Genomic DNA, 26,968 nt, shown 5'->3' with positions numbered 1-26,968 from the left:
GGCCTCGACCTCGCGAACGCCCCCGGCAGCATCCCGCTCTCCTCGAGGTCCGCGAGGATCCTCCCCCTGTCCTCCCTCGGGTACATCGCCCCTCCCATCCGGCGGTCCAGGATTCCGCCGCGCTTCCCAAGTGAGCAGTTTTATAGGGGTTCGCTCAGTAGCAGGGGGGAGCGGTAAAAAAAGTTCGCAGGTCGCAGCCTCACGGGTTTCGGGGATACTTTGTCATCCCCGGCAAAACCGTTCATTTGGCGCATTTTGTTTGTGCCGAGCGTCGCGCCCTTGTCATCTACGCGTGCTTTTCATTGCCGGAGTGAGGCTGGCGCCGCGAAGAGTCCCGAAATGGAAAGACCCCCTCGCGCGACTCCGCAGCCGCAAAGCAGCGAAGACGGACACGAGGGGTCTTTCCGTTCCGGGGCGATCCCGGTTGGTGTCAAAGGCCTACGCGAAGTACGCCACGCCGCCCTCGAAGACGGGCATGAACTTCTCGCCCGGCACGTTCTGGTAGAGGCCGTCGCCGCGACGCTCCACATGGCCCATCTTGCCGAAGACGCGGCCGTCCGGCGAGGTGATGCCCTCGATGGCCAGCACGGAGCCGTTCGGGTTCACCGCGAGGTCCATGCTGGGCGCGCCGTCCTCGCCCACGTACTGCGTCGCGATCTGGCCGCCCAGGCGCAGCTGCTCGAGCACGTCGTCGTTCGCCACGAAGCGGCCCTCGCCGTGGGAGATGGCCACGGTGTAGGTCGCGCCCACCTCGCACGCGGAGAGCCAGGGCGAGAGGTCACTCGCCACGCGCGTGCGCACAAGCCGGCTCTGGTGCCTGCCGATGGTGTTGAACGTGAGCGTGGGCGCGTCCGGCGTGGCGGGCACGATGTCGCCGTACGGCACGAGGCCGAGCTTCACGAGCGCCTGGAAGCCGTTGCAGATGCCGAGCATCAGGCCGTCGCGCGCCTGCAGCAGGTCGCGCACCGCCTCGGTGACCTCGGGCGCGCGGAAGAACGCGGTGATGAACTTCGCCGAGCCGTCGGGCTCGTCGCCGCCGGAGAAGCCGCCGGGGATCATGACGATCTGGCTCTCGCGGATGCGCCGCGCGAGCTCGCGGGTGCTCTCGGCCACCGCCTCGGGCGTGAGGTTGTTGATGACGAACGTGTCGACCGCGGCGCCCGCCTGGCGGAAGGCGCGGGCGCTGTCGTACTCGCAGTTGTTGCCCGGGAAGACGGGGATGATCACGCGCGGGCGCGCGAACTTCTCACCCGCGTAGACGGGCGCGATGCGGCCCTCGTCGGCGCAGCGGTACGTCACGGCCTCGAGCGCGGGCAGCGCGGCGGCCTCCTCGTGCGGGGTGCGGTAGGGGAAGACCTCCTCGATGCCGCCCTCCCAGGCCTCCTGCAGCTCCGCGAGGTCGACGACCTCGTCGTAGGCGGAAAGCTCGTACGCTTCGGTGGTGCGCCCGAGCTCGACGACCCTCGCGCCCTCGACCCGGGGCAGCTCGGCGCCGTCGGCGAGCTCCACGATGAAGCAGCCGTAGGCGTGGTCGAAGAGGTCGCGCGCGTCCGCCTCGTAGTAGGCGTCCGAGACGGTGAAGCCGATCCGGTTGCCCACGCACGCCTTGAAGAGCACCTCGGCGATGCCGCCGAACCCGGGCGTGGAGACGGAGAGCGCCGCGCCCGTGCGCGCGAGTTCCCCCACGGCGTCGAAGACGGCGAGCAGCGAACCGGCCTCCGGCACGAGGTCGTCATCGCGCCAGGCGGGCTCGATGAGCGCCACGCGGTGCCCGGTGGCCTTGAACTCGGGCGAGACCACGCGGTCGAGCGAGCCGGTCGCCACGGCGAACGAGACGAGCGTGGGCGGCACGTCGAGGTCCTCGAACGAGCCGGACATGGAGTCCTTGCCGCCGATGGCGCCGATCCCCAGGTCGACCTGGGCCATGAGGGCGCCGAGCACGGCGGCGACGGGCTTGCCCCAGCGCTCGGGCACGTCGCGCAGGCGCTCGAAGTACTCCTGGAAGGTGAGGTAGGCGCGCTCATGCTCGAAGCCGGTCGCCACGAGCTTGGAGACGCTCTCCACCACGGAGAGGTACGCGCCGCGGTACTGGTCCGCCTCCATGATGTAGGGGTTGAAGCCCCAGGCCATGCCGGAGACCGTCGTGGTCTCGCCGTCGACCGGGAACTTCGCCACCATGGCCTGTGCGGGCGTGAGCTGCGTGGTCCCGCCGAAGGGCATGAGCACCGTGGCGGCGCCGATGGTGGAGTCGAAGCGCTCGGAGAGGCCCTTGTTGGAGGCGACGTTCAGGTCACGCACGAGCTCGCGCAGGGCGTCCGCGAAGGAATCGACCTCGGCGCCGGGCACGAGCGGCACGGTGCTCTCGTAGACGTTCTCCAGGCTGCCGAACTCGTCGAGCGCGGCCTCGGCGAGGTCGCTTGCGGGGTCGAGCGGCGCGATGCCCTGCTCCTCCACGTGCACGCGCTGGTGCTTGGGCGCGCCGTTCGACGCCAGGAAGTCGCGCGACAGGTCCACGATCACGTCGCCGTCCCACGCCATGCGCACGCGCTTCTCGTGCGTGACCTCGGCGATGACGGTCGCCTCGAGGTTCTCCTCGCGGGCGTAGCCCATGAACTCGTCCACGTCGTCCTCGGCCACGGCCACGGCCATGCGCTCCTGGCTCTCGGAGATGGCGAGCTCCGTGCCGTCCAGGCCCTCGTACTTCTTGGTCACCTGGTCGAGGTCGATGTAGAGGCCGTCGGCCAGCTCGCCCACGGCGACGGACACGCCGCCCGCGCCGAAGTCGTTGCAGCGCTTGATGAGGCGGCAGGCGTCCTCGCGGCGGAAGAGGCGCTGCAGCTTGCGCTCCATGGGTGCGTTGCCCTTCTGCACCTCGGCGCCGTCCTTCTCGATGGACTCGACGTTATGCGCCTTGGAGCTGCCCGTGGCGCCGCCGATGCCGTCGCGGCCGGTGCGCCCGCCGAGCAGGATGATCTTGTCGCCGGGCTGCGGCTCCTCGCGGCGCACGTGGCTCGCCGGCGTGGCGCCCACCACGGCGCCGACCTCCATGCGCTTGGCCACGTACCCGGGGTGGTAGAGCTCGGAGACCTGTCCCGTGGCCAGGCCGATCTGGTTGCCGTAGGAGCTGTAGCCGGCGGCGGCCGTGGTGACGAGCTTGCGCTGCGGCAGCTTGCCCTCGAGCGTCTCGCTCACCGGCACGGTGGGGTCGGCCGCGCCCGTCACGCGCATGGCCTGGTACACGTAGCTGCGGCCGGAGAGCGGGTCGCGGATGGCGCCGCCGATGCAGGTGGCCGCGCCGCCGAAGGGCTCGATCTCGGTGGGGTGGTTGTGCGTCTCGTTCTTGAAGAGGAAGAGCCAGTCCTGGTCCTCGCCGTCCACGTCCACCGTGACCTTCACGGTGCAGGCGTTGATCTCCTCGGATTCGTCGAGGCCGGTGAGCTGGCCGGTGTGCTTGAGGTACTTCGCGCCGAGCGTGCCCATGTCCATGAGGGTTACGGGGCGGTCGGCGCGGCCGAGCTCCTCGCGCATCGCGAGGTAGCGGTCAAATGCCTCCTGCACCACGGCGTCGTCAATCTCGACCTCGTCGAGCTCGGTGCCGAAGGTGGTGTGGCGGCAGTGGTCGGACCAGTAGGTGTCGATGACGCGGATCTCGGTGATCGTGGGGTCGCGCCCCTCGTCCTGGAAGTAGCGCTGGCAGAAGGCGATGTCCGCCTGGTCCATGGCGAGGCCGCGGTCGGCGATGAACGCGGCGAGCTCGTCGGCGTCGAGCTCGCGGAAGCCGTCGAGCACCTCGACGGGCGCGGGGTCGGGAATCTGCGCGGCGAGCGTCTCGGGCTTCTCGAGCGAGGCCAGGCGTGCCTCCACGGGGTTCACCACGTAGCGCTTGATGGCGTCGATGTCGGCGTCGTCGAGCGCGCCGGTGAGGATGTAGACCTTGGCAGAGCGCACGGTGGGGCGCTCGCCCTGGGAGATGAGCTGGATGCACTCGCTCGCGGAGTCGGCGCGCTGGTCGAACTGGCCGGGCAGGAACTCCACGGCGAACACCGCGGCGCCGGGTGCCTCGGGCAGCTCGTCGTAGGTGACGTCGACCTGCGGCTCGCTGAAGACCGTGGGGACGCAGGCAGCGAACAGCTCGTCGTCGATGCCTTCGACGTCGTATCGGTTCACGATCCGCACCCCATCGAGGTCGCGGATGCCGAGGATGTCGACGAGTTCGCTCCTCAGCTGCCGTGCCTCGACATCGAAGCCCGCCTTCTTCTCCACATAGACGCGAGAGACCATGCTTCCTGCCCTTCCCTGGGTGTTGTGCATACCGCCTCTATGATACGGCAGCGAGGCGCGGGCGGGGATGACGACCCGCGCGCCCTGCCGTATCTCCCAAAATATGCGAATGCGGGCAGTAAGCCGCCGCGTGGGGGAGCTTACTGCCCGGAATATGCAAAAGCAGGAGATAAGCGGGCGTGGGGGAGGCGTGCGAGCGTGCGGCGCGCTACTCGTTCGCCTCGGCGCCCTCTGCCCAGGCGGCGGTGTCCTCGATGCGGATGAGGCTCGCCACGCGCTCGATGCTCGCGAGCTTGGCGAGCTCGGCGCAGGCGGCCTGGACATCGCCCTCGCGCGCCTCCTCGGTGATCACGATGACCGAGCGCTCGCCGCCGTCGACGACCTGCCGCGCCTCGGCGACGGCGATCTTGAAGGCCTCGAGCGTGTCGGCCACGGCGGGCAGCGCGTCGTCCGCGCGCGCCGCGGTGAGGCGCAGGTAGTAGCGGCAGCGCAGCTCCTCGATCGGGCGGATGGCCACGCGGCGCTCGAAGGGCTCGGGCTCCGCCTCGGGACGCTCGCCCCGGGCGATGGCGCGCGCGAGCTCGAGCACATCGCCCACCACGGCGCTCGCGGTGGGGTAGGAGCCCGCGCCGGCGCCGTAGAACATGGTCTCGCCCACGGAATCGCCCACGGCGAAGACGGCGTTCATGGCGCCGTTCACGCTCGCGAGCATGTGGTCGGAGGGGATCATGGCGGGGTGCACGCGCGCGTCGATGCCGTCCTCCGTCATGCGCGCGATGCCGAGCAGTTTGATGGTGCGGCCCATCTTGCGCGCCTCGTCGATGTCGACGGGTGAGATGTCGCGGATGCCCTGCATGTACACGTCGTCGGTCGTCACGCGCGTGTGGAACGCGATGGACGAGAGGATCGCCACCTTGCTCGCGGCGTCGAAGCCGTCGACGTCGGCCGAGGGGTCGGCCTCGGCGTAGCCCAGGCGCTGCGCGTCGGCGAGGACGTCGGCGAAGTCGGAGCCCTCGCTCGCCATGCGCGAGAGGATGTAGTTGGTCGTGCCGTTCAGGATGCCCGCCACGGTGAGCATGCGGTTGCCCGCGAGCGAGTACTCGAGCGCCGCCACGATGGGGATGCCGCCGCCGGCGGACGCCTCGCAGCGCAGCTGCACGCCGTGCTCGCGCGCGAGCGCGCAGAGCCGCTCCATGTTGCGCCCCAGCAGCGCCTTGTTCGCGGTGACGACGTGCTTGCCCGCGGCGAAGGCGGCCTCGAAGATCTCGGTCGCGGGATGCTCGCCGCCGATGAGCTCGACCACGATGTCCACGGCGGGGTCCGCCACCACGTCGTGCCAGTCGGTGGTGAACGCCTCCGCGGGGATGCCCGCCGCTGCCGCCTGCTCGGGATCGAGCGCGCAGGCCTTCGCGATGCGCAGGTCGATGCCGTAGGCGCGCAGGTACTCGTCGCGGTTGTGCTCGATGGTGCGCGCGGTGCCGCCGCCCACCGTCCCCAGGCCGATGAGTCCGATGTTCACGGTGCGCATGGTGTCTGACATGCGGTGCCCCCTTCTCAACATGATTGGACCCGCCAGCCCGGGCCGCATCATTCCGGCTGTACCTGCTTGGATTCTACCAGCTCGCTGCGGCGGGCCAGCGCGCAGGGAGGGCCGCGCCCCGGTGCACGGCCGCATCTGCCTGCTGTTCCGGCGCCTCGGCCGCGCTCGGTGCGAAACAGAGATGTAACATGCCCCGGGCACACGGCGCGGCCGAAGAAACCGCAGGTAGGGTTTATGCAATTCGCAAACGGCGGCGCCCCGCGGCCGCGCTCGCGCCCGGGCGCGCCCCGCCGTCTTTACGTTCCGGGGAAAATCGGAGTATTCTAACACGAACTACCTGATACAAGGGTATGTTGCATCGACCGACGCGGGGTGCGCCCCGAGTGGGCCCAGGGGGTTGCAGCGGTCCTGCCCGCTGCTGAATGAAAGGAGCGCTTGCATGTCGAGTCGCATCAGTATGCAGAACCTCTCCGTTAATCGCCGCACGTTCGTCGCGGGCACCGCGGGCCTCGGCCTTATGGGCGCGCTCGCCGGCTGCTCCGGTGGCGACGAGGGCGCCGCGGGCAGCGGTGACGCCGCGTCCGGCGCCTTCAAGCTCGGCGGCATCGGCCCGACCACGGGCGGCGCGGCCATCTACGGCAACGCCTGCAAGAACGGCGCGCAGATCGCCATCGACGAGATCGCGGCCGCCGGCGGCGACGTCCAGTTCGAGATGAACTTCCAGGACGACGAGAACGACGCCGAGAAGTCCGTGAACGCCTACAACAACCTCAAGGACTGGGGCATGCAGATGCTCATGGGCACCACGACCTCCACGCCGTGCGTGGCCGTGACCGCCGAGTCCAACGCGGACCACATCTTCACGATCACCCCCTCCGGCTCCTCGACCGACTGCATCGGCGGCCAGCCGGACGCGGACGGCAACGTCGCCACGCCGCGCAAGGACAACGTCTTCCAGATGTGCTTCACCGACCCCAACCAGGGCGCCGCGTCCGCGCAGTACATCGCCGAGCAGGGTCTTGGCTCGAAGATCGCCATCATCTACAAGAACGACGACACCTACTCCATGGGCATCCGCGACACGTTCGTGACCAAGGCCGAGGAGCTCGGGCTCGACATCGTCTCCGAGTCCACGTTCACCGAGGATTCGCAGACCGACTTCTCCGTCCAGCTGAACGACGCGAAGAACGCCGGCGCCGACCTCGTCTTCCTGCCCATCTACTACACGCCCATCTCGCTCATCCTCACCCAGGCTAACCAGATGGGCTACGCGCCCAAGTGGTTCGGCGTCGACGGCATGGACGGCCTGCTCACGGTCGAGGGCTTCGACACCTCGCTCGCCGAGGGCTGCATGCTGCTCACCCCGTTCGTCGCCACGGCCGACGATGAGGCCACGAAGGCCTTCGTCTCCACGTACGAGGAGAACTACGGCGAGACCCCCAACCAGTTCGCCGCCGATGCCTACGACTGCATCTACGTGCTCAAGCAGGCCATCGAGCAGTCCGGCGTGACGTCCGACATGGACGCGTCCGAGATCTGCGACGGCCTCATGGAGGCCATCACCTCTCCGGACTTCTCCTACACCGGCCTCACCACCGCCGGCGAGGCGGCCACCTGGTCCGATACCGGCGAGGTCTCCAAGCAGCCGATGGGCATGGTCATTCAGGACGGCGTGTACATGCCGCTCGACGCCTAAGGGCGCTGCTCGCGTTCGGTTCGCTCGGCCGGCCGCGCCATGTAAAAACACCCCAGGGGTTATGTTACATGGCGCGGGTTGCCTTACGAACCGATTCCTGGGGCATGTACAATAACCCCTGGGGTGTTTTTACATGCCCCGAAGGGGTTCACCTGGAGGCCGCCTGCCATCGGGCGGCCTCCGCTTCATGTTTGAAAGGAGGGGAGATGGAAATCCTCGCCAACCTCATCAACGGTATGAGCCTGGGCAGCGTCTACGCCATCATCGCGCTCGGCTACACCATGGTGTACGGCATCGCCAAGATGCTGAACTTCGCGCACGGCGACGTCATCATGGTGGGCGCCTACATCTGCTTCTGCAGCGTGAGCTATCTGGGGCTGCCCGTCCTCGCGGGCATCGCGCTTTCCATCGTGGGTTGTACCGTGCTCGGAGTGGTGGTGGAGCGCCTGGCCTACAAGCCGCTGCGCAACGCGCCCTCGCTCAACGTGCTCATCACCGCCATCGGCGTGAGCTACTTTTTGCAGAACGCGGCGCTGCTCATCATGGGTTCCGACCCCAAGTCGTTCTCGGCGGTGCTGAGCCTGCCGGCGCTCCGTCTCTTCGACGGGAAGCTCACCATCTCCGCGACGGCCGTCATCACGATCCTCGCCTGCGTGGCCATCATGGTGGCGCTCACGATCTTCACCTCGAAGACGAAGATGGGCAAGGCCATGCGCGCCTGCTCCGAGGACCGCGACGCCGCGCAGCTCATGGGCATCAACGTGAACGGCACCATCTCCATGGTGTTCGCCATCGGGTCGGGCCTCGCGGCCATCGCCGGCGTGCTCATGTGCGCCGCCTACCCCACGCTCATGCCCACGACCGGCTCCATGCCCGGCATCAAGGCCTTCACGGCGGCGGTGCTCGGCGGCATCGGGTCCATTCCGGGCGCGGCGCTCGGCGGCGTGCTGCTCGGCGTGATCGAGATCTTCGCGCGCGCCTACATCTCCACGCAGCTCGCCGACGCCGTGGTGTTCGGGGTGCTCATCATCATGCTCCTCATCCGCCCGGCCGGCCTGCTCGGCAAGCCCGTGAACGAGAAGGTGTAGGTGAGGGATATGGGTATCAAGCAGCTTAAACCGCAGACGCGCAAGACCATCATCGCCTACGCGATCGTCATCCTCGCGTTCATCGCGGTCACGGTGCTCGACGGCGCGGGGCTCATCTCGAACTCGCTTTCCGGCCAGCTCGTCCCCATCTGCGCGTACGTGTCGCTCGCCGTGTCGCTCAACCTCGTGGTAGGTGTGTCGGGCGAGCTCTCGCTCGGCCATGCCGGCTTCATGAGCGTGGGCGCGTTCACGGGCGTGGTCGTGGCCGGATGGCTCTCGTATGCGGGCATCGAATCCGACCTGCTCCTCTTCGCCATCTCCGCGGTCGCGGGCGCCGTCATCGCGGGCATCGTGGGCTTCCTCGTGGGCATCCCCGTCATGCGCCTGCGCGGCGACTACCTCGCCATCGTGACGCTCGCGTTCGGCGAGATCATCAAGAACCTGCTGAACAACGTCTACATCGGCGTCGACGCGGCGGGCCTGCACTTCGCCATGCTCTCGGATTCCTCCGCCCTCGGCATGAGCCAGGGCGTCATCCTCATCAACGGCGCGAAGGGCGCGGTGGGCATCAGCAAGATCTCGACGTTCCTGCTCGGCATCATCGTCGTGCTCATCACCGTGGCCGTCGTGCTCAACCTCATGCACAGCCGCGACGGCCGCGCCATCATGGCGGTGCGCGACAACCGCATCGCGGCGGAGAGCGTGGGCGTGAACGTCACGAAGTACCGGCTCATCGCCTTCACCGTGGCCTCGGCGCTCGCCGGCATGGCGGGCGTGCTCTACGCCATGAACTACTCCACGATCGTCCCGTCGCAGTTCGACTTCAACCAGTCGATCCTCATCCTCGTCTACGTCGTGCTCGGCGGCATGGGCAACATCTCCGGCTCCATCGTCTCGGCGGCCTTCCTCACCGTGCTGCCCGAAGTGCTGCGTCCCATCAACCAGTACCGCATGCTGCTCTACGCCATCGTGCTCATCGCCGTGATGGTCGTGCCGCACACCAAGCTGTACCAGCGCGCGGCGGATGCGCTGCGCCGCCGCTTCCGGCGCGTGCCGCCCGAGCCCGAGCTCGCGCAGGAGGGCGGTGAGGCAGATGCCTAAGCTGTTCAGCGACTTCGCCCGCGCGCGGCGCGAGAACACCCGCATGGTGCCCGTGCCCAGCCAGGCCATCATCCCGGATCGCGACATCTACTCCTCGCCCGTGCTCGAGTGCGTGCACCTGGGCATCGACTTCGGCGGCCTCAGGGCCGTGGACGACTTCAACCTCACCATCGGCAAGACCGAGATCGCCGGCCTCATCGGCCCCAACGGCGCGGGCAAGACGACCGTCTTCAACCTGCTCACCAAGGTGTACGCGCCCACGCGCGGCACCATCATGGTGGACGGCACGGACACCGCGGGCTTGGACCCGGCGCGCGTGAACCGCCTGGGCGTGGCGCGCACGTTCCAGAACATCCGTCTCTTCAACTCGATGACCGTCGAGGAGAACGTGGCCGTGGGCCTGCACAACCAGATGCACTGCGGCCTCGTGACGAGCGTCCTGCGCCTGCCGCACCATTGGAAGAGCGAGAAGTACTACCACGAGCGCGCGCTCGAGCTGCTCTCGATCTTCGACATGGAGGGGCTCGCGGACCACGAGGCGGGCTCGCTGCCCTACGGCGCCCAGCGCCGCCTGGAGATTGTGCGCGCCCTCGCCACGAACCCGAAGCTCCTGCTGCTCGACGAACCCGCCGCCGGCATGAACCCGTCGGAGACGGCCGAGCTCATGGAGAACATCGTGAAGATCCGCGACCAGTTCCAGATCGCGATCATGCTCATCGAGCACGATATGAACCTCGTCATGAACATCTGCGAGGGCATCTGCGTGCTGAACTTCGGCAAGATCATCGCCAAGGGCACGCCGGAGGACATCCAGCGCAACGACGCCGTCGTCGAGGCGTACCTGGGCAAGCAGGCGCATCCCGACGCCGAGGAGATCAACGTCGCGGGCACGCTGGAGGAAGTCCTGGGGAAGGGGGTGGAGGCGTAAATGCTTTCCGTCTACAACATCAACGTGTGGTACGGGGCGATCCACGCCATCAAGAACGTCTCCTTCGAGGTGAACGACGGCGAGATCGTGGCGCTCATCGGCGCGAACGGCGCCGGCAAGTCCACGACCCTGAAGACGCTCTCCGGCCTCCTGCGCTCGCGCACCGGCTCCATCAAGTTCATGGACGAGGACATCATGCACATGCCCGCGGAGAAGATCGTGGAGCGCGGGCTCGTGCACGTGCCCGAAGGGCGACGCATCTTCCAGGAGATGACCGTGGAGGAGAACCTCGACATGGGCGCCTACACGCAGCCGCGCGAGACGATCCCCGAGAACCTCGAGCGCGTCTACGCGCGCTTCCCGCGCCTGAAGGAGCGCCGCCGCCAGGTGGCCGGCACCCTTTCCGGCGGCGAGCAGCAGATGCTCGCCATGGGGCGCGGGCTCATGGCGAACCCCAAGCTGCTCATGCTCGACGAGCCCTCGATGGGCCTGGCGCCCATCCTCGTGGAGCAGATCTTCGAGATCATCCAGGCGCTGCACGAGGCGGGCACCACCATCCTGCTCGTGGAGCAGAACGCGCAGATGGCACTCTCCATCGCGACGCGCGCCTACGTGCTCGAGACCGGGCACGTGACGCTCTCCGGCACGGGCGAGGAACTGCTGCATAACGATGACGTGCGCAAGGCGTACCTCGGCGGATAGCGCGGGCGCCTGCCTGGCGTGCGGCCCGTTTGGGCTTGTGCGATTCGGCCAGCTATCGGATGCGCGGAATGCGTGCCCGGTAGCTGGCCTTTTTGTGTCGCGCGGAGGAGCTGGTGGCCGGGCACGGGCAGCGTGCCGCGGTGGGGCGGGGCGGGATGTGGCGCGACGGGGCGAGATGGCACGGGGTGGCACAGCGCGGGACGCATCCAATAGCAGGCATTTCTCACGGCGCGCCGACTGGTTCCTACCACTTTGCGGCCTTAGGAGCCAAATCTGAGCAAGGTTTACGCGAAAACATGCACGAAATTGGCTCCCAAGCGTGCCAGGAGGGACGCTTCGCTCGCGCGGGCATCCCGCAGCTGCGCTTCCGCAGGCAAGCCGCCGGGCACCCTGCCTCTGTTGTTTTTGCGCGGCACGGGCGTGGCGGCGCGCGGGCGCGATGATGCCCCCTATACTGGCCTCGGCGAATCTGCTCCATCGCGGCTCTATCGCGCCCGGTATCCCCGGCGCGCCCGCGAATCGCTCACAGCTCAGTTCGAACGACAGACGCCGCTTCATGGCGAAGCGCGCGAAGACAAGGATATCCATGCATACAATCGAAGAAACCACCGACGGCGCTGCGGTTTCCGGCAGCGGGGAGAACGTGCGGTTCGAGGACCTCGGCCTGTCCGACGAGGTGCTCGCCGCCGTGCGCGATATGGGCTACGAGGTGCCCACGCCCGTGCAGGCGCGGACGATCCCGGAGGTGCTCGCCGGCCGTGACGTGCTCGCGGCGGCCCAGACCGGCACGGGCAAGACGGCGGCCTTCCTGCTGCCCGCCATGAGCACGCTCCCGCACCTGGCGCCCCGCGGCAGCGCCCGCGAGCGGCGCCGTGCGCGCGGCCGCGGCCCCGCCATGCTCATCATCACGCCCACCCGCGAGCTCGCCCAGCAGATCGAGGACGTCTGCGCGCACGTGGCCGCGCGGACCGGGCACACCGCCGTGACCGTGGTGGGCGGCGTGGGCTACAACCCGCAGCGCAGCGCCCTCAAAGCGGGGTGCGACATCCTCGTGGCCACCCCGGGGCGCCTCGTCGACCTCATTGGCGAGGGCACGGCAAAGCTGAGCGAGGTGGCCGTGCTCGTCCTCGACGAGGCGGACCGCATGCTCGACATGGGCTTCCTGCCCGACGTCCGCAAGATCGTGGTCGAGACGCCTGCGGACCGCCAGACGCTCCTGTTCTCCGCGACCCTCGACGAGCAGGCGGTCGGCTCCATCACCGACCTCGTGCGCGACCCCGCGCGCGTCGAGATCGCGCCGCCCGCGTCCACGGCCGAGACGGTCGACCAGTACGTGCTGCCCGTGTCGTTCGAGGTGAAGAACGGCTTGCTCGCCCAGGTGCTCAAGCGCGAGGGCGCGCGCCATGTGATCGTGTTCACGCGCACGAAGCATCGCGCCGACGCCTGCTGCCGGCGCCTCTCGCGCGCGGGCATCAAGGCCGCGCCGATTCACGGCAACCGCAGCCAGGCGCAGCGCGAGCGCGCGCTCGCAGACTTCCGCGCGGGCAAGGTCGACGTGCTCGTGGCGACGGACGTGCTCGCGCGCGGCATCGACATCAGCGACGTGCGCTATGTGGTGAACTTCGACGTTCCGGGCGAGCCCACCGACTACATCCACCGCATCGGCCGCACGGGCCGCGCTGGCGAGGAGGGCTGGGCGCTCACCTTCGTGACCGAGCTCGATGCGAGCGAGTTCTTCGACATCGAGGCGCTCATGGGCAAGACCGCCGAGCTCTACGATGCCGGCGACCTCGACCTCGGTGCGCAGCCGCCCGTCATCGACCCCGCGCGCGTGCCGCGGAAGCAGACGGCGCCGAAGAAGACGAAGCGCGGGAAGTCCACCTCGAAGCGGAAGAAGCGCGGCGCGGCGGGAGTGCGCAAGGGTGCCGCGGAGGCCTCCGCGACGCAGGAGGCAGGCGTCGAGCGCACTCAGGCGCCCAAGGAGCGAGCGCCGCGTCCTGCCCGGCCGAAGCATGCCGGTCGCGCGCGGGTGCGTGCGGAGCGCGTCCCGGGCGAGCAGGGCAGGGGAGACGGCCGCGCCGCGCACGACGCCGCCCCGGCACCTCAGCGCCATGAGCGCCCTGCGGATACCGCGCGCAGCCGTCGGCATCCCGCGCGCTCCAAGGGGACGGGTGCCCCGCGTGCCGCGCGGACGCAGGGAGGCACCGCGAAGCCACGTCGCCGCCCCGGCGATCGCGGCGGCATCCGGTAGGCCATACCCCCCATCACACGCTGAACCAACAATAGCTTGCATGAAAACCTTGCCTCTGCGGGGGTTCGGGCATATACTACGTATCGGGGTATAACTTAAGCATACTAAGTAATACCAACACGCAGAAACGTACTCGCCTGGGTATGCGGCATGCGCCGGAGTTCGGTCATTGGTAGTGCAACGTCGGCACATGCCCCATGCCCAGGTAATCGCAGCACCCACGTTCCACCAAGGATCGACCATGGCAGAGCACATGACCCCGGTCGTCGCGAAGGTCCTGCCCGAGGAGAAGGCGGCCTTCGCGGCGGCGACCCAGCGCGTGGGCACCACGCCCTCGAATGCCATCCGCATGTTCATCGCGGCGTTCAATCGGTGCGGCACCTTCCCGTTCGACATCTCGCCCACAGGCGCCTTCGGCCCGGGCGAGCAGGCGCCGCGCATGCGGGATTCGGATGATTCCGCCCTCGCGGCCGGTTGCGCCGCGCATATGCCCTAGAATGGTGTGCCGTCAGGCTAGCGGGTGAGGAGGCCGAGGGTGCAGCGCGCCAGGCAGATGTCCGATTCGATCGAGCTCGGGATCGTCCTCGCGCTCGCGGGCGGCTTCATGGACGCCTATTCCTACATCGGGCGCGACGGCGTGTTCGCCAACGCGCAGACGGGAAACATCCTGCTCACGGGCGTGCATCTCTCCGAGGGCGACTTCGCGCTCGCCGTGCGCTACCTCGTGCCGGTGCTCTGCTTCGCCGCGGGCATCGTCATCTCGGACCTCGTGCACGAGCGCGTCTCGAGCCGCTTCCATTGGCGCCAGGTCACGGTGCTCGCCGAGGTGCTCATCTTCTGCGTCGTGAGCTTCATGGGCGCCGAGCTCAACCTCCAGGCGAACTGCCTCATCTCGTTCGCCTGCGGTATGCAGGTCGAATCGTTCCGCAAGATCCATGGCCACGGCATGGCCACGACCATGTGCATCGGCAACCTGCGCAGCGCGCTCCAGAGCGTCGACGATTTCGTGATCACGCATGAGCGCGGCTTTTTGGAGAACAGCCTGCTGTATTTCGGCGCGATCCTCTGCTTCGTGCTCGGCGCGGTGCTCGGCAACTGGTGTCTCGATATGCTGGGGCTCCGGGCGACGCTCGTGTGCGCCGGCCTGCTCATGATCGCGTTCGCGCTCATGCTCATCGACCGCGAGAAGGCGGCGCGCTCCTAGCGCGAGATTGTGCCGAAGTGCTCCGCCTGGGCGTGCTACGCTACTGCGCGGGTATCATGTTGCGATGATTGGTTCGGGGGTAGCCGTGGAACAGGGCGGACGTCACTTCAAGCAGCGCGTGTCTACATTCAAGGGGGGGGGGTTCCGCTCTAAGGCATAGCGCCGTCGTAGTTGCCGCGCTCTGGTTCGTTCTCCTCGTCGTGTCCGTCACTCGGGCGTTCTCCATCCGGCTCGCGGGGTTCGTGGGCTTCTGGGGAGTCGTCGCGGCACTGCTCATTCCCACGAGCACCTGGCGCGCCGCTCTGCGCATGCCCCGTGCCGCGCTCGCGGGCATCGTCGCCGTTACCGTGCTCTTCGCGGCCTTCACTTGGTTCTACCTCGCGCGATACAGCTTCGCGCCCACCTGGGACGAGCAGACGTACTGGTACTACACGCTGGACTTCAACGACGTACTCCGCCGCTCGGTCATCGAGGCGTTCCACGAGCTCGTCGTCTCCATCTTCTACATGAACTACAACTACCTCATGAGCTGGGTGCTCTCGCTGCCGGTAGCCATTGCGCAGGGCTGGTCACCGAGCATGTTCGCGCTCGTCCTGCTCTTCCTCGTGCCCGCGGCACTCATGGTCACCGCTTTCGTGGGACGGCTCGCCGGCCTGCTTTCCGAGGGGGAGGGTGCGGCCGATGGGAATGCCGCCCGCGCCGACGATCGCGCGACGGGCGTGGCTGCGCGCTCGGCGCTCATCGTCGCGCTCTTCACTCTCGTGCTGTGCGCGCCCGTCGTGCTGCACCCGGCGTTCGACGGCCTTATGGACGCCCCGGCATACGTGCTCTTCCTTGCCGTGACCATCGCCCTCGTCGACCGCGGCTTCACGGCGTCGCCTGCACGCGCGCTCGCTGTGGGCATCGGCGTGTGCGGAACCTTCCTTTTGCGCCGGTACTTCTTCTACGGCGTCATGGGGCTCGCCGTGGGCGCGGTCGTCCTGTGGGTGTGGCGGCTCGTCCAGGTCAAGGCGGGGGAGCGGGGCGCGCTCTTCAAGCGGCTGCTTCGGGGCCTGGGAATCATCGTCGCGGTCTTCCTCGCGGTGGCGGTGGTGTTCTACAAGTTCATCTACATGTCGCTCTTTGGCGGTCAGACGACGGCCTACCAAGCGTACTTCCGCTTCGACTCCCTTGCAGACCGCCTGAGTGAGATGGCATCGTCGCTGGGGATCGCCGTGATCGTGCTCGCGCTCGTCGCGATGGTCGCGCTCCTGGTGCGGGGCAAGCGGCATCGGGGCGACGCGCGGGCGGACGCCAGCGGCTCGCAGGGTGTGGGCGAGGCGCTGCCCGTCTGGGTCTCTTGCCTGCTTATGGCGGTCGTGACGCTCGGCATGTTCTGGCGCACGCAGGATCTGGGCATGCAGCACTGGTACCTGTTCATCGGCCAGGCGTTCGTGGTCCTGTTCGCGCCCCTCTTCGCTTGCCTGCGCCTTGTATGCGCGCGCGGCAGCCGCCCTGCTGTCGCCTTCGGCGCCTCCACTGCGCTCGTTGTCATCGCGGTGGCCGGTCTCGCCCAGAGCTTCACGCTCATCCCGTTCGTGCCCGGCATCTCGGCTGTGCTGCCCATGCGTTTGCAGGAGCCGCGCATCGAGGCCGACCTCGACGAGCGCCGTGCGCTCATCTCGTACCTCACCGACATCACGGGCGGCGTCGATACGGTGTACTTCACCTGCGCGAGCTGGGAGATCAACTCGACGCTGCCCATCGGGGTCGTGCTGCCCGCATCCACGGAGTACCCCATCGAGACCGCGGACGCCGACGTCGATCTGCGCGACGGCTTCAACACCGCGTTCTTCGACGCCTCTTACGTCGTGGCGACCAACCCTGTGCAGACACACCTCGTGGACGGCACCGAGCGCATCGTCGAGACGCTGAACCGCCTCGTTCAGGATCCAGACGGGGTGATCGGCGCGCACTACGAGCTCCTGCGGACGTTTGCGTTCGCGGATGGGCTCGAGGTCTACGTCTATGAGCGGGTGGAGCCGTTCTCGGCGGATGATGTGGCTTATGTGCAGGGCATCTTCGACGAAATCTACCCGGAGCACCCGGAGCTGTTCCATGACCGCTTCGAGGAGTACCTCGAGGAGCTCGGGTAAGGGCGGGATCCCGGCCGCGTGTGCGAGCGGTACACGCCTACGGTCGCCGCGGTATCTCAGACGGCGCGGACGATCCTGCCGCCACCGAGGACGGTATCGCCGTCGTAGGCCACGACGGCCTGGCCGGGGGCGATGGCGCGCTGCGCGTCGGCGAAATCGATGCGGAGGGCCTCGCCCGTGCAGCCCGCGCGCTCGGCGTCGCCCGCCCGCTTGAGGCAGGCCGCCTGGCCCTGTTGATGGTAGCGGATGCGCGCGGACACCGGCAGGCCCGCGTCGCCCGCGCGGTCGAGCGCGGCCTCCAGCTCCGTCGCGGGCACGCTCCACGTCCACGCGTCCGCGATGAGCGCGCCGGCCATGAGGTCGGCCTCCTCGCTGAGCGTCACGGTGTTCGCCCGCGCGTCGATGCGCGTGACGTAGAGCGGGTGCGCGGCGGCCACGCCGAGCCCCTTGCGCTGGCCGACGGTGTAGCGGATGGCGCCGCGATGCCGTCCGAGCAGCGTCCCCGCGGTGTCCAGGACATCGCCTTCGGGGAGCGCCTGCCCGCGCCGGCGCTCGATGAACGAGGCGAAATCATTGTCCGCCACGAAGCAGATGCCCTGGCTGTCGCGCTTCGCGGCGGTCTCGAAGCCCTGCTCGCGCGCGATGCGCCGCACGTCGCCCTCCTTGGTGAGGTCGCCTAAGGGGAAGAGCACGTGGGCGAGGACGTCCTGCGTGAGGCCGTAGAGGAAATAGGATTGGTCCTTCGAGACGTCCTGCGCGCGGCGCAGCTCAAAGACGGGCGCACCCCCGGCGTCCCCCGCACGGCGTGCCACGCGCGCGTAGTGGCCGGTTGCGAGGTAGTCGCAGCCGAGCTCCCGGGCATGCTCCAGGAGCGCCCCGAACTTGATGCGGCGGTTGCAGATGGCGCACGGGTTGGGGGTGAGCCCCGCCTCGTAGGCGCGGACGAAGGGCTCGATGACGTCGCGCTCGAAGCGCGCTCGGCAGTCGATGACGGTGAACGGTATGCCCAGGCGCTCGGCCACGGCGCGCGCGTCCTCGATGTCGGCGCGGTTGCCGCATGCGCGGGCGGTGCCAGCGCTGCCGGAAAGCTCTGCCCCCGCCGCGCCGGCACCCGCGTCCTCGCCGTCGTACAGCCGCATGGTCGCCCCCAGGCACGTATAGCCCTGCTGCTTGAGCAGCCATGCCGCGACGCTCGAATCGACGCCGCCGCTCATCGCGACGAGCACGCGCCTGCCTTCATGAGCCATGGCGTCCCGTTTCCCTAGTCGCGGCCGAAGAGCGGCGTGGAGAGATAGCGCTCGCCGGTGTCGACAACCATGGCGACGATGAGCTTGCCGGCGTTCTCGGGCTTGCGCGCGAGCTCGAGCGCCGCCCAGACGGCCGCTCCGGACGAGATGCCCGCGAGGATGCCCTCCTCCGCGCCGAGGCGCCGCCCCGTCGCGTACGCGTCCTCCGTGGCCACGCGCACCACCTCGTCGTAGACGCCCGTGTCGAGCACCTCGGGCACGAAGCCGGCGCCGATGCCCTGGATGCCGTGCGGGCCGGCCGCGCCGCCCGAGAGGACGGGGGAGTCCGCGGGCTCGACGGCCACGACGCGGATGCTCGGGTTGCGCTCCTTGAGGTAGCCGCCCGCGCCCGTGATGGTGCCGCCCGTCCCCACGCCGGCGACGAAGATGTCGACGGCGCCGTCCGTGTCCTCCCAGATCTCGGGGCCGGTGGTCGCGCGGTGCGCCTCAGGGTTCGCCGGGTTCGTGAACTGCCCGGCCACGATGCTCTTCGGCGTGGTGCGCGCGAGTTCCTCGGCGGCGCGGATGGCGCCCGCCATGCCCTCGGAGCCCGGCGTGAGCACGAGCTCGGCGCCGTAGGCGCGCATGAGGCGCCGGCGCTCGACGCTCATGGTCTCCGGCATGACGATGACCGCGCGGTAGCCGCGCACCGCCGCGAGCATGGCGAGGGCGACGCCGGTGTTGCCCGAGGTGGGCTCGATGATGGTGTAGCCGTCGTGGCGGCGGATGCGCCCCGCGGCCTCCGCGTCGTCGAGCATGGCGCGCGCGGCGCGGTCCTTGGCGGAGCCGGCGGGGTTGGCGCTCTCGAGCTTGACGACCACGCGCGCGGCGAGGTCGTCGGTGCGCTCGATGTTCGAGAGCTCCACGAGGGGAGTGTGTCCGATGCGTTTCTCGTTCGAGGTATAGATGGTGGCCATGGTGCCTCCTTCGATGCGGGATTTCTGCGGCGAGCCCGCGTGGCGCGCCGCTCCTCTGCCCCTTGTACCCACACCGCCGCCCGCGTTTCCGGGTCGGTTGTGGGCATCTGGTGACGCTCCAGCGCGATAAAGCGCCGTGCCCGCTGTGCTACACTCGATGCGACGGAAGAGGAGGTCGCCCATGAATATCGAGTCGCTGTTCGCGCGCGGGGACGTGCAGCAGCTGGTCCATGCGTTTTCCCTGGTGGAAGGCGAGGAAGAGATCAAGGATTTCCTCACGGACCTGTGCACGCCGCGCGAGGTGTGCGACCTGGCGCAGCGCCTCGAGGTGGCGCGCGGCCTCGACGAAGGCGATTCCTATCTCGAGGTGCAGGCGAAGACCGGCGCCTCGTCGACCACGGTGAGCCGCGTGTCGAAGGCGCTCAACGGCGAATACGGGGGCTACCGCCGGGTCATCGTCCGGTTAGAGGATGCGGAGTGAGGCGGATGGCAGAGGCTCGGTTCGAACAGGTGACGGAAGAGGGCACCGAGGAGCTCGCCGAGCTGGCGAGCGCGATCTGGCATGAGTACTGGCCGGCGCTCATCGGCGCGGCGCAGACGGACTACATGGTGGGGCAGTTCCAATCGCTGCCCGCCATCGAGCGCGACATGCGCGAGCACGCCTACGAGTACTGGTTCATCCACGCGGGGGACGACGACCGCGTGGTGGGCTACACGGGCGGCCACGTCGAGCCGGAGACGAACCGCTTCTTCATCTCGAAGATCTACCTGCGCGCCGACGAGCGCGGCAAGCACTTCGCGAGCGCGGTCATCCGCTTCTATGAGGAGCTATGCCGCGACCGCGGGCTCCAGGCGATGTACCTCACCGTGAACAAGGGCAACGAGCTGGGCATCCGCGCATACGAGGGCAACGGGTTCACGACGATCGACGCCGTCGAGACCGATATCGGCTCCGGGTTCATCATGGACGACTACATCATGGAGAAGCGGGTCTAAGGCCCGAGGTGCCACGTGGGGCGGGGCGACCGCCCGCCGCGCGCTCGGAGTGCGCAGGGCGGGCACCTCTCCGTCCCGTTTTGTCCGGACGCGCGGGTACCATGCATGCAACGCGATTCCTCGAGCACATGGGGTGGAGTGACATGGCGATACGCATCGCGGTGGGTGCCCTCGGCACCGGGTTGACACGGGAAGAGACGACATGGCTTCAGCGCGCGCTCGCCGGGACGGGGCGGGCGACGCTCATCGTGCCGAGCTTCGCGGTGCGCGACGCGTGCCGCCGCGAGCTCGCGCGGGCGGGGATGGGCGTCGGGGTCGATGTCCTCACGCTCGGCGCGTGGGTCGCATCGCTCTGGGAGCTTTTGGGCGATGGGCGGCGCCTCGTGGGCGGCCTCGAGCGCAAGCTCCTCATGGCTCAGGTGCTCGCGGGCGCACCGGAGGCGGGGGAGGGGGACGCGCCGCGCGCGCTCACGCCGGGCATCGTCGCCCTGCACGCCCGGGCGGCCGCCGAGAGCCTGCCCTATATCGAGCGCGCCGGGGAGGCTGCCGCGGCGCGCGAGGGCGACGCTGTCGCGCCCGTGCTCTCCGCCGCGGAGCGCGCGCTCGTCCAGGCGCTCGCGCGCTATGGCGAGGAGCTCGACGCGCGCGGCCTCACCGAGCCGTCGGTCGCCGCGCGGCTGATCGCGGATCAGGTGCGCGCCCTCGCGCCGGCGTGCGCGCGCGCCGTGGCGGTCCACGGCGTCCCGGAGCTTCCCGAGTACGCGCTCGAGCTGCTCGAGGCCTGCGCCGGTGCGGGCGAGGTGCTCCTCTGCGTCGATGCGGGCATGGCCGGCATGGCGGCGCAGCTTGGACGGCGCCTCGGTGCGGCCGTGGAGCGGTGCGCGCCCCGCGACCCGGATGCCGCGGGCACGGCGGCGGACGTCCCGGCTGCGCGCTTCGCCGAGGTCGCCGGCCCGTCGGCCCGGGACGCCGCCCATACGGTCCTGGTGCTCGACGCCGCGCGCGCAGGCGACGTCGTCGCGGCATCGCCCGATCCGCTCGCCCTCGCGCGTCACCTCGCACCCCGGCTCGCCGCCCGGGGGGTCGCGTCGCGCGTCGAGGCGCGCCTGCGCTTCTCCGAGACGCGTGCCGGCGAGCTCTTCTTCATGCTCATCGATGTGCTCGACCGCATGGGCAACGAGGAGCCGGTCGCATGGTGGCCGGCACCCGAACTCGTGGATTGGATCCGCTCGCCCTTCGCCGGCGTGTGGTCGGGTGCGGCGCGGATCGCCTGCGCGAGCGATAAGCGCTGGCGCGGCTCGCGCCTCGTGGATGCCGACGGCGTGCTGAGGGAGCTCCGCTCCCTCCAGAGCAACGAGACCCGGCTCGAATCCGACCGCGCGCAGGAGAGCGGTGCGGCGCGCCGGCCCGTCGCCGTCTTCGACGTGCTCGAGGCGCTCGGCGCGGGCGATTACCGCGCCGCGCTCCAAGCGATGCTGGGAGTCGCCCAGGCGGCGTCGCCGGGGATGTTCGGCCAGGGCGGCATGGTGGCCAAGCAGGTCGAGGTCGCCGCGCTCGGGGCCGCGCTCGCGTGCCTGGCGGACGCGCGCCGCCTGGGCACCCCGCCCGCGGCCGCCCTGCCCGTGCTCTCCGACCTCCCGGTGAAGGTGTCCGCGGCGGTAGAGCCCGCCGCGCGCGGGGACGGCCTCGGCGCCGTCGCGTTCGCGGCGCTCGATGCCGCCGCCGAGGGCGCGCCGGCGTCGGCCGCCGCGGTGCTGCTGCTCGACCTGGATGCCGATACCTGCCCGTGCGCCCGCCAGGACACCCCCGCCACGGTGCTCGCCCGCAAGCTCGGCTGCGCGGGCGCCTCGGCCACGCCCGCGGAGCGGCAGCGCGTCACGGTGCGCCGGGCGCTCGCGGGCGGCCGCGCGGGCACGCTCGCCTACGTGGCGCGCACGCGCGAGGGCGAGGAGGTGTTTCCCGCGTTCGCCCTCGACGAGCTCAAAAACGCCCTCGGTGCGGGGGCGGCCGTGGTCGCGGGCCTGCCCACCGAGTACGCGCTCGCGCAGAACCTCGACCCGTCGGGCGGGGAGGGGCTCGCGCTCGAGACGGTCTCGTGTACGCCGGCGCACGCCCTGCCCCGGCACCTCGCGCCCTACCTCTACCTGCCCGACATGGTCTGGCGCGGCGCGGTCGTCCCACGGCGCTTCTCCGCGTCGAGCATCGAGGCGTACCTCTCCTGCCCCTACAAGTGGCTCGTGACGAACCGCGCCCGCTCGAAGCGGCTGGACGCGGCGTTCGGCCCCATCGAGCGCGGGAACTTCGTCCACGACATCATGCAGCGCTTCCATGAGCGGCTCATCGAAGCGGGGCTCATGCGCGTGACGCCGGAGAACGTGGAGCGCGCGCTCGAGCTCATGCGCGCCTCCTTCGAGGAGCTCAAGGCCGACCACGCGCGCGGCAAGTTCACGCACGGCAAGTACGCGCGGCAGGGCGCGGCGCGCGTGCGCTCGCCCTACGTGCCCCTGGGCGAGCTCGAGCGCTCGCGGCTCGCGAGCGTGCTTCCCATGCTCGAGGGCGTGGTGCGCGCCGAGGCGGACATGCTCCCCATCTTCACGCCGGAGCTGTTCGAGTACTCCTTCGATGCCGCCGACCTGCGCTATGCGGGAAGGCCCCTGGGCGGCCGCATCGACCGCATCGATGTGGCGCCCGACGCGGGCTCGGGCGAGCGCTTCGTGGTCATCGACTACAAGACGGGTGGCAGCGATGCCGATATGGCGTCCCCCGACCCCACGGCGCGCGAGGATGCCGAGGCCGAGGTGAGCACGTGGATCCCCGGGCGCGACCGGGACAAGGCCCCGGTGGTGCAGACCCTCATCTACGCCCAGGCGTACCGGCGCATCGCGCACGCCTCGCCTCAGGGCGCGGCCTACCTCATCACGCGCGGCCCCAAGGTCGCCGCCATGGTGGACGAGGCGCTCACCTCCATGGAGCCGCCGGCCTTCCCCTCGGGCAGGGTGTATGCCTTCCCCGACCTCCCCGCGCCGGGCAAGAAATCGAAGAAGCCCGAGGGCACGCTCGGCTTCACCGAGATGCTCGATGCGGTGGAGGCAGGCATCGCCGAGGAGCTCGACCGGCTCGAGGCGGGCGAGATCGCCCCCGCCCCGGCCAAGGATTCCTGCAAGTACTGCCCGATCAAGATGTGCGAGAAGAGGCGCTGATGGCCGGTATCACCCTAGACCCCAAGCAGGCACGGATCGTGCAGACGCTCGAAGGCCCGGTCTTCGTCTCGGCGGGCGCGGGCGCGGGCAAGACGCTCGTCCTCACCCAGCGCGTGCTCAACGCCCTGAAGCCCGGCTCGAAGCCGCGCGCTCAATGGGCGGACCCCGATGTGCCCGAGCCGTTCCTCGAGAGCATCGACCAGGTGCTCGCGATCACGTTCACCACGAAGGCGGCGCAGGAGCTCAAGATGCGCGTGCGCCGCGCGCTCACCGAGGAGGGCATGGAGGCCCAGGCGGAGCGCGTCGAGGACGCCTGGTTCTCCACCATCCACAGCATGTGCTCGCGCATCATCCGCGCCCATGCGCTCGACCTCGGCGTCGACCCCGCGTTCGAGATGGCGGACTACGCCGACGACCTCAAGCGCACCGCCGTCGAGCGCGTGCTGGCGAACGCCGGCGACGCGCATGCCGAGCTGCTCCGCCGCTTCAAGGTGGAGCCGGATTCCCCGGGCAGCCTCGCCGTCAACAGCCTCATGGGCATCCTCTTCGCGATCCTGAACAAGGTCTCCTCCTCCACGGGCGGGCTCGAGCAGTTCCAGCAGGTGGTGCCGAAGCCCTCGTACCGCCGCCTGTACGAGGCGTACCGCGACATCGCGGAGACCCCCGCCTTCAAGAACGCCGCCGCGGCGCGCGAGGCGGTCGAGGCAATCGAGGCCTACCTCGCCTCGCCGCGCGACCTGCCGGCGCTGCGCGCCTGCTACGCCGCCTGCGGCACGCTGAACAAGCGCGTGGCGGGCGCGGAGAAGGAGTTCGTGGACGAGGTGCGCCAAGCCCGCGCGCAGTTCTTCGCCGAGGCCTACCTCGCCGCCAACGCCGCTGCCCTCGACGACCTCATGCCGCTCGCCGCCGAGGTGCAGGAGGCCTACCGCGCCCTCAAGCGCGAGCGCAACGTGCTCGATAACGACGACCTGCTCCAGATCGCCTACGACGCCCTGAAACACAACCCCGTCGTGCGCGCCGAGTTCGCGGGCAGGTTCAAGATGGTGATGGTCGACGAGTTCCAGGACACCGCGCAGCAGCAGGTGGAGCTCGTGAACCTGCTGTGCAGCCCGGACGGGCGCGAGCTGTGCACCGTGGGCGACGCGCAGCAGTCCATCTACCGCTTCCGCGGCGCCGACGTCTCGGTGTTCCGCGCCAAGGCGGCCGCGGTGTCCGGAGCGGGGACCGTGCTCGACCTCGACGTGAACTTCCGCAGCCATGCCCAGATCCTCGAGTTCGCCGACCGCATCTTCCAGGGCGGCGCGGAGAACCGCCTGGGCCATGACTTCCTGCACCTCGAGTCGTGCGGCGAAGAGGTGCGCGCCGCTGCGCTCGCCAAGAAGGGCGGGGTCCATGTGATGCGCAGCCCGGACCTGTCGCGCCGCCAGGCCGTGCTCGTGGTGGGCGGCACCACCGAGGAGCGCGCCCAGGCGAAGGCAGAGGCGATCGCCGAGCGCTTCCGCCGCCTCCGCGACGAGGAGGGGTTCGCCCCCGGCGACATGGTCATCATCATGTCGAAGATGACGACCGCCGACGTCTACGCCCGCGCGGTGCGCGCGGCTGGCATGCCCTGCGTGATCTCCGGCGGCTCCTCGGTGTTCCCCAAGGCGCCCGAGGTAGGGGTCATGCTCGCGCTCACCGCGTTCCTCGCCGACCCCGAGGACGGCGAGCAGGGCATCACGCCGCTCATCACCTCGCCGCTCTTCGAGTTCGGGGCGACCGAGCTCCTGGCGGTCGGCACGCAGTGGAACGCCGAGGCGGGCATCAGGGACGCGCGCACCATCACGGGCGATGCGCTCGTCCGCGGCGAGATCCTCGAGGACTTCCTGCCGCTGCCGCTCCTCGACCGCGCGCGGGAGATCCTCGGTCGCGCCCTCGCGCGCGTCGGGCGCGACCGCATGAGCGCCATCGTGCGCGACGTGGTGAACGAATCCGGATGGCTCGCCCGCCTCGAGCGGGGCGGCGCCGAGGACCGCGCCGTCGCCGCGAACGTGCTCAAGGTGATGGCGATCATCGAGGACGAGGAGCGGGGCAGGGAGTTCTCGCCGCGGCTCGTCGCCCGCGCGGTCGCGAACCACGTCGCGCATATCAAGGAGACGCCCGCCGCGCTCTCCGGCGGCGACGAGGACGCGGTGCACATCATGACCATCCACGCCTCGAAGGGCCTGGAGTACCCGGTCGTCGCGGTGGTCGAGAGCGACGGGATCCGCGTGAACGCGGACTGCTTCGCCATGCTCGATGAGGGCGGCCGAACGCTCTGGGCGGCGCGCCCCAACCTCCCCGAGCTCGACGTGGACGCCCAGATGGCCGCGGCGAAGGACCTCGTGCTCGACGAGGAGGTCACCCAGGCGCCCGATACGGCGGCGGAGGCCTTCACGTACATGCGCCGCGCCTCCGACGCCCTCGATTACGAGGAGGCGGCGCGCAAGCTCTACGTGGCGATCACGCGCGCCCGCGAGGTGGTGATCCTCGCCATGGGGGCGAAGCGCGCCACCGAGCTCGAGCCCGGGAGCCGCACCTCGCTCGTGGGGGAGGTGCTCGCGCGGATCCTCCCCGCCGACCGCGAGAACGGCGGCCTGCCGGACCTGGGCGCGGACCGCCTGGATTTCGCCGACGCCCACGCCGGCGATTACCAGCTCGTGCTGCTCGAGGACATGAAGTATCCCTCCACGAGCAAGAAGAAGCGCCCGTGCGTGGAATTCAAGGCCGAGGACTACCCGCTTCGAGCCGCGCCCTCGGAGTCCGAGGCCGCTGCGGAGGCGTCCGCGGCCGAGGATGCGGGAGAGGATCCGGACGTTCCGCGCGAGGTCGTGCTCGCGCGCCCGGCGGCCGTGGAGCTGCGCATCCTGCCCGCCCAGCCGGCGGCGCGCGACTCGTATAGCTACAGTTCGATGGCGGCTGCGCTCCATGCCGAGGGCGAGGACCGTCGCCCGGACGCGGCGGGGGATGAGGCCGACCTGCCCGGGGGCGTCCCGCGCGCCGATGCGCCCGGCAGCAGCGCCGCCGGCCGCGGCGCCGAGGCGAGCCGGACGGAGGACCCGACCGCCCTGGGCTCGGCCTTCCATGCCGCCGCGCAATGGCTCATCGAGACGGGCGCGGAGACGGTACCTGCCGAGCGCATCGATGCCCTCGCGCGCCTCTGGGGCGTGAGCGAGGCCCAGCGCGACCGCCTCGAGCGGGCGCTTGCGCGCTGGGAGGGGTCGCGCGTGCGCGCGGAGATGCGCGCCTGGCCGCGCGTGCGGGCCGAGGTGCCGTTCTTCTCGCTCGGCATGGAGGAGGCGGCTGAGCGCTTCGGCACCTACGCCGAGGGCGCGATCGACGTGCTGTGCACCGATCCCGCCCACCCGGACGCGGCGCTCGTGCTCGACTACAAGACGGGCGGCAGCGCGCACGAGACCCCCGAGGAGCTGCGGGAGAAGCACGCCCTCCAGGCGCGGGTGTATGCCGATGTGCTCCACAAGGCGGGTTTCGAGCATGTGACGCTCAAGTTCGTGCGCGTCGAGGTCCCCGACCCCGCCGCCCCCGATGAGCCACAGGTCGTGGTCTTCGAGCTGTAGCAGACGGTAGAATGGTTTGCGCACACGACGGCAGAAAGGCGGATCGC

Annotated in this window: 17 protein-coding genes; 13 read left to right on the top strand and 4 right to left on the bottom strand. The window is 69.7% G+C overall.

Annotated features, from left to right (window positions below; genetic code table 11):
* Positions 1-438: 438 nt before the first annotated feature.
* Together B5G02_RS06980 and B5G02_RS06975 are read right to left on the bottom strand one after the other, a co-directional pair.
* Positions 439-4,281 carry a phosphoribosylformylglycinamidine synthase gene (locus tag B5G02_RS06980; RefSeq protein WP_094335707.1) on the bottom strand — a complete coding sequence of 1,281 codons (3,843 nt, stop codon included), beginning with the start codon at positions 4,279-4,281 and terminating at the stop codon, positions 439-441.
* A 208-nt stretch (positions 4,282-4,489) separates the two neighbouring features.
* A complete protein-coding gene (locus tag B5G02_RS06975) occupies positions 4,490-5,821 on the bottom strand; it encodes a homoserine dehydrogenase (RefSeq protein WP_094335706.1) in 1,332 nt (443 codons plus the stop codon).
* A gap of 439 nt (positions 5,822-6,260) precedes the next feature.
* Between B5G02_RS06975 and B5G02_RS06970 the strand changes: the two genes are divergently transcribed.
* The 9 genes from B5G02_RS06970 to B5G02_RS06930 all read left to right on the top strand — a co-directional run bounded on the left by B5G02_RS06970 (position 6,261) and on the right by B5G02_RS06930 (position 16,926).
* A complete protein-coding gene (locus tag B5G02_RS06970; protein WP_241146188.1) occupies positions 6,261-7,517 on the top strand; it encodes an ABC transporter substrate-binding protein in 1,257 nt (418 codons plus the stop codon).
* Between the two features lie 206 nt (positions 7,518-7,723).
* The gene (locus tag B5G02_RS06965) at positions 7,724-8,605 is read left to right on the top strand and encodes a branched-chain amino acid ABC transporter permease (protein WP_094335705.1); all 882 of its coding nucleotides are present in this window, start codon (positions 7,724-7,726) and stop codon (positions 8,603-8,605) included.
* A gap of 9 nt (positions 8,606-8,614) precedes the next feature.
* The gene (locus tag B5G02_RS06960; protein ID WP_094335704.1) at positions 8,615-9,706 is read left to right on the top strand and encodes a branched-chain amino acid ABC transporter permease; all 1,092 of its coding nucleotides are present in this window, start codon (positions 8,615-8,617) and stop codon (positions 9,704-9,706) included.
* The gene (locus tag B5G02_RS06955; protein ID WP_094335703.1) at positions 9,699-10,634 is read left to right on the top strand and encodes an ABC transporter ATP-binding protein; all 936 of its coding nucleotides are present in this window, start codon (positions 9,699-9,701) and stop codon (positions 10,632-10,634) included. The genes B5G02_RS06960 and B5G02_RS06955 overlap by 8 nt, the downstream gene beginning before the upstream one ends.
* Positions 10,635-11,336, top strand: a complete 702-nt coding sequence (locus B5G02_RS06950; RefSeq protein WP_094335702.1) for an ABC transporter ATP-binding protein — start codon at positions 10,635-10,637, stop codon at positions 11,334-11,336.
* Positions 11,337-11,922: 586 nt separating this feature from the next.
* A complete protein-coding gene (locus B5G02_RS06945; protein ID WP_094335701.1) occupies positions 11,923-13,587 on the top strand; it encodes a DEAD/DEAH box helicase in 1,665 nt (554 codons plus the stop codon).
* Between the two features lie 241 nt (positions 13,588-13,828).
* The gene (locus B5G02_RS06940) at positions 13,829-14,083 is read left to right on the top strand and encodes a type II toxin-antitoxin system RelB/DinJ family antitoxin (RefSeq protein WP_019238959.1); all 255 of its coding nucleotides are present in this window, start codon (positions 13,829-13,831) and stop codon (positions 14,081-14,083) included.
* A 57-nt stretch (positions 14,084-14,140) separates the two neighbouring features.
* Positions 14,141-14,791, top strand: coding sequence for a YoaK family protein (locus B5G02_RS06935; protein WP_019238958.1), 651 nt, complete (start codon positions 14,141-14,143; stop codon positions 14,789-14,791).
* Positions 14,792-14,991: 200 nt separating this feature from the next.
* Positions 14,992-16,926 (top strand): hypothetical protein, encoded by a 1,935-nt coding sequence (locus B5G02_RS06930; protein ID WP_241146187.1) that lies wholly within the window; start codon positions 14,992-14,994, stop codon positions 16,924-16,926.
* 56 nt (positions 16,927-16,982) lie between these two features.
* Here B5G02_RS06930 and mnmA read toward each other — a convergent pair whose 3' ends face one another.
* A complete protein-coding gene (mnmA, locus tag B5G02_RS06925; RefSeq protein ID WP_232385489.1) occupies positions 16,983-18,173 on the bottom strand; it encodes a tRNA 2-thiouridine(34) synthase MnmA in 1,191 nt (396 codons plus the stop codon).
* A gap of 14 nt (positions 18,174-18,187) precedes the next feature.
* Positions 18,188-19,129 carry a cysteine synthase A gene (cysK, locus tag B5G02_RS06920; RefSeq protein ID WP_019238955.1) on the bottom strand — a complete coding sequence of 314 codons (942 nt, stop codon included), beginning with the start codon at positions 19,127-19,129 and terminating at the stop codon, positions 18,188-18,190.
* Between the two features lie 181 nt (positions 19,130-19,310).
* Here cysK and B5G02_RS06915 point away from each other — a divergent pair, with 181 nt between their 5' ends.
* From B5G02_RS06915 to B5G02_RS06900, 4 genes are all read left to right on the top strand, one after another.
* On the top strand, positions 19,311-19,610 hold the full coding sequence (locus tag B5G02_RS06915; protein WP_019238954.1) for a YerC/YecD family TrpR-related protein: 300 nt from the start codon (positions 19,311-19,313) through the stop codon (positions 19,608-19,610).
* A 5-nt stretch (positions 19,611-19,615) separates the two neighbouring features.
* A complete protein-coding gene (locus tag B5G02_RS06910) occupies positions 19,616-20,125 on the top strand; it encodes a GNAT family N-acetyltransferase (protein ID WP_019238953.1) in 510 nt (169 codons plus the stop codon).
* A 143-nt stretch (positions 20,126-20,268) separates the two neighbouring features.
* Entirely contained in the window at positions 20,269-23,325 is a 3,057-nt protein-coding gene (locus tag B5G02_RS06905; RefSeq protein WP_094335700.1) for a PD-(D/E)XK nuclease family protein, read from the top strand.
* Positions 23,325-26,921 carry a UvrD-helicase domain-containing protein gene (locus B5G02_RS06900; RefSeq protein WP_094335699.1) on the top strand — a complete coding sequence of 1,199 codons (3,597 nt, stop codon included), beginning with the start codon at positions 23,325-23,327 and terminating at the stop codon, positions 26,919-26,921. The genes B5G02_RS06905 and B5G02_RS06900 overlap by 1 nt, the downstream gene beginning before the upstream one ends.
* Positions 26,922-26,968 lie beyond the last annotated feature (47 nt).

Origin of the sequence: [Collinsella] massiliensis (genome assembly GCF_002161605.1) — a bacterium.
Lineage (GTDB): Bacteria > Actinomycetota > Coriobacteriia > Coriobacteriales > Coriobacteriaceae > Enorma.
This window is presented reverse-complemented; position numbering and strand designations above follow the sequence as displayed.

Bases quoted from the DNA above. Each gene is read 5' to 3' on its own strand.
- B5G02_RS06980 (WP_094335707.1), bottom strand. From the start codon at position 4,281: ATGGTCTCTCGCGTCTATGTGGAGAAGAAGGCGGGCTTCGATGTCGAG.
- B5G02_RS06975 (WP_094335706.1), bottom strand. From the start codon at position 5,821: ATGTCAGACACCATGCGCACCGTGAACATCGGACTCATCGGCCTGGGG.
- B5G02_RS06970 (WP_241146188.1), top strand. From the start codon at position 6,261: ATGTCGAGTCGCATCAGTATGCAGAACCTCTCCGTTAATCGCCGCACG.
- B5G02_RS06965 (WP_094335705.1), top strand. From the start codon at position 7,724: ATGGAAATCCTCGCCAACCTCATCAACGGTATGAGCCTGGGCAGCGTC.
- B5G02_RS06960 (WP_094335704.1), top strand. From the start codon at position 8,615: ATGGGTATCAAGCAGCTTAAACCGCAGACGCGCAAGACCATCATCGCC.
- B5G02_RS06955 (WP_094335703.1), top strand. From the start codon at position 9,699: ATGCCTAAGCTGTTCAGCGACTTCGCCCGCGCGCGGCGCGAGAACACC.
- B5G02_RS06950 (WP_094335702.1), top strand. From the start codon at position 10,635: ATGCTTTCCGTCTACAACATCAACGTGTGGTACGGGGCGATCCACGCC.
- B5G02_RS06945 (WP_094335701.1), top strand. From the start codon at position 11,923: ATGCATACAATCGAAGAAACCACCGACGGCGCTGCGGTTTCCGGCAGC.
- B5G02_RS06940 (WP_019238959.1), top strand. From the start codon at position 13,829: ATGGCAGAGCACATGACCCCGGTCGTCGCGAAGGTCCTGCCCGAGGAG.
- B5G02_RS06935 (WP_019238958.1), top strand. From the start codon at position 14,141: ATGTCCGATTCGATCGAGCTCGGGATCGTCCTCGCGCTCGCGGGCGGC.
- mnmA (WP_232385489.1), bottom strand. From the start codon at position 18,173: ATGGCTCATGAAGGCAGGCGCGTGCTCGTCGCGATGAGCGGCGGCGTC.
- cysK (WP_019238955.1), bottom strand. From the start codon at position 19,129: ATGGCCACCATCTATACCTCGAACGAGAAACGCATCGGACACACTCCC.
- B5G02_RS06915 (WP_019238954.1), top strand. From the start codon at position 19,311: ATGAATATCGAGTCGCTGTTCGCGCGCGGGGACGTGCAGCAGCTGGTC.
- B5G02_RS06910 (WP_019238953.1), top strand. From the start codon at position 19,616: ATGGCAGAGGCTCGGTTCGAACAGGTGACGGAAGAGGGCACCGAGGAG.
- B5G02_RS06905 (WP_094335700.1), top strand. From the start codon at position 20,269: ATGGCGATACGCATCGCGGTGGGTGCCCTCGGCACCGGGTTGACACGG.
- B5G02_RS06900 (WP_094335699.1), top strand. From the start codon at position 23,325: ATGGCCGGTATCACCCTAGACCCCAAGCAGGCACGGATCGTGCAGACG.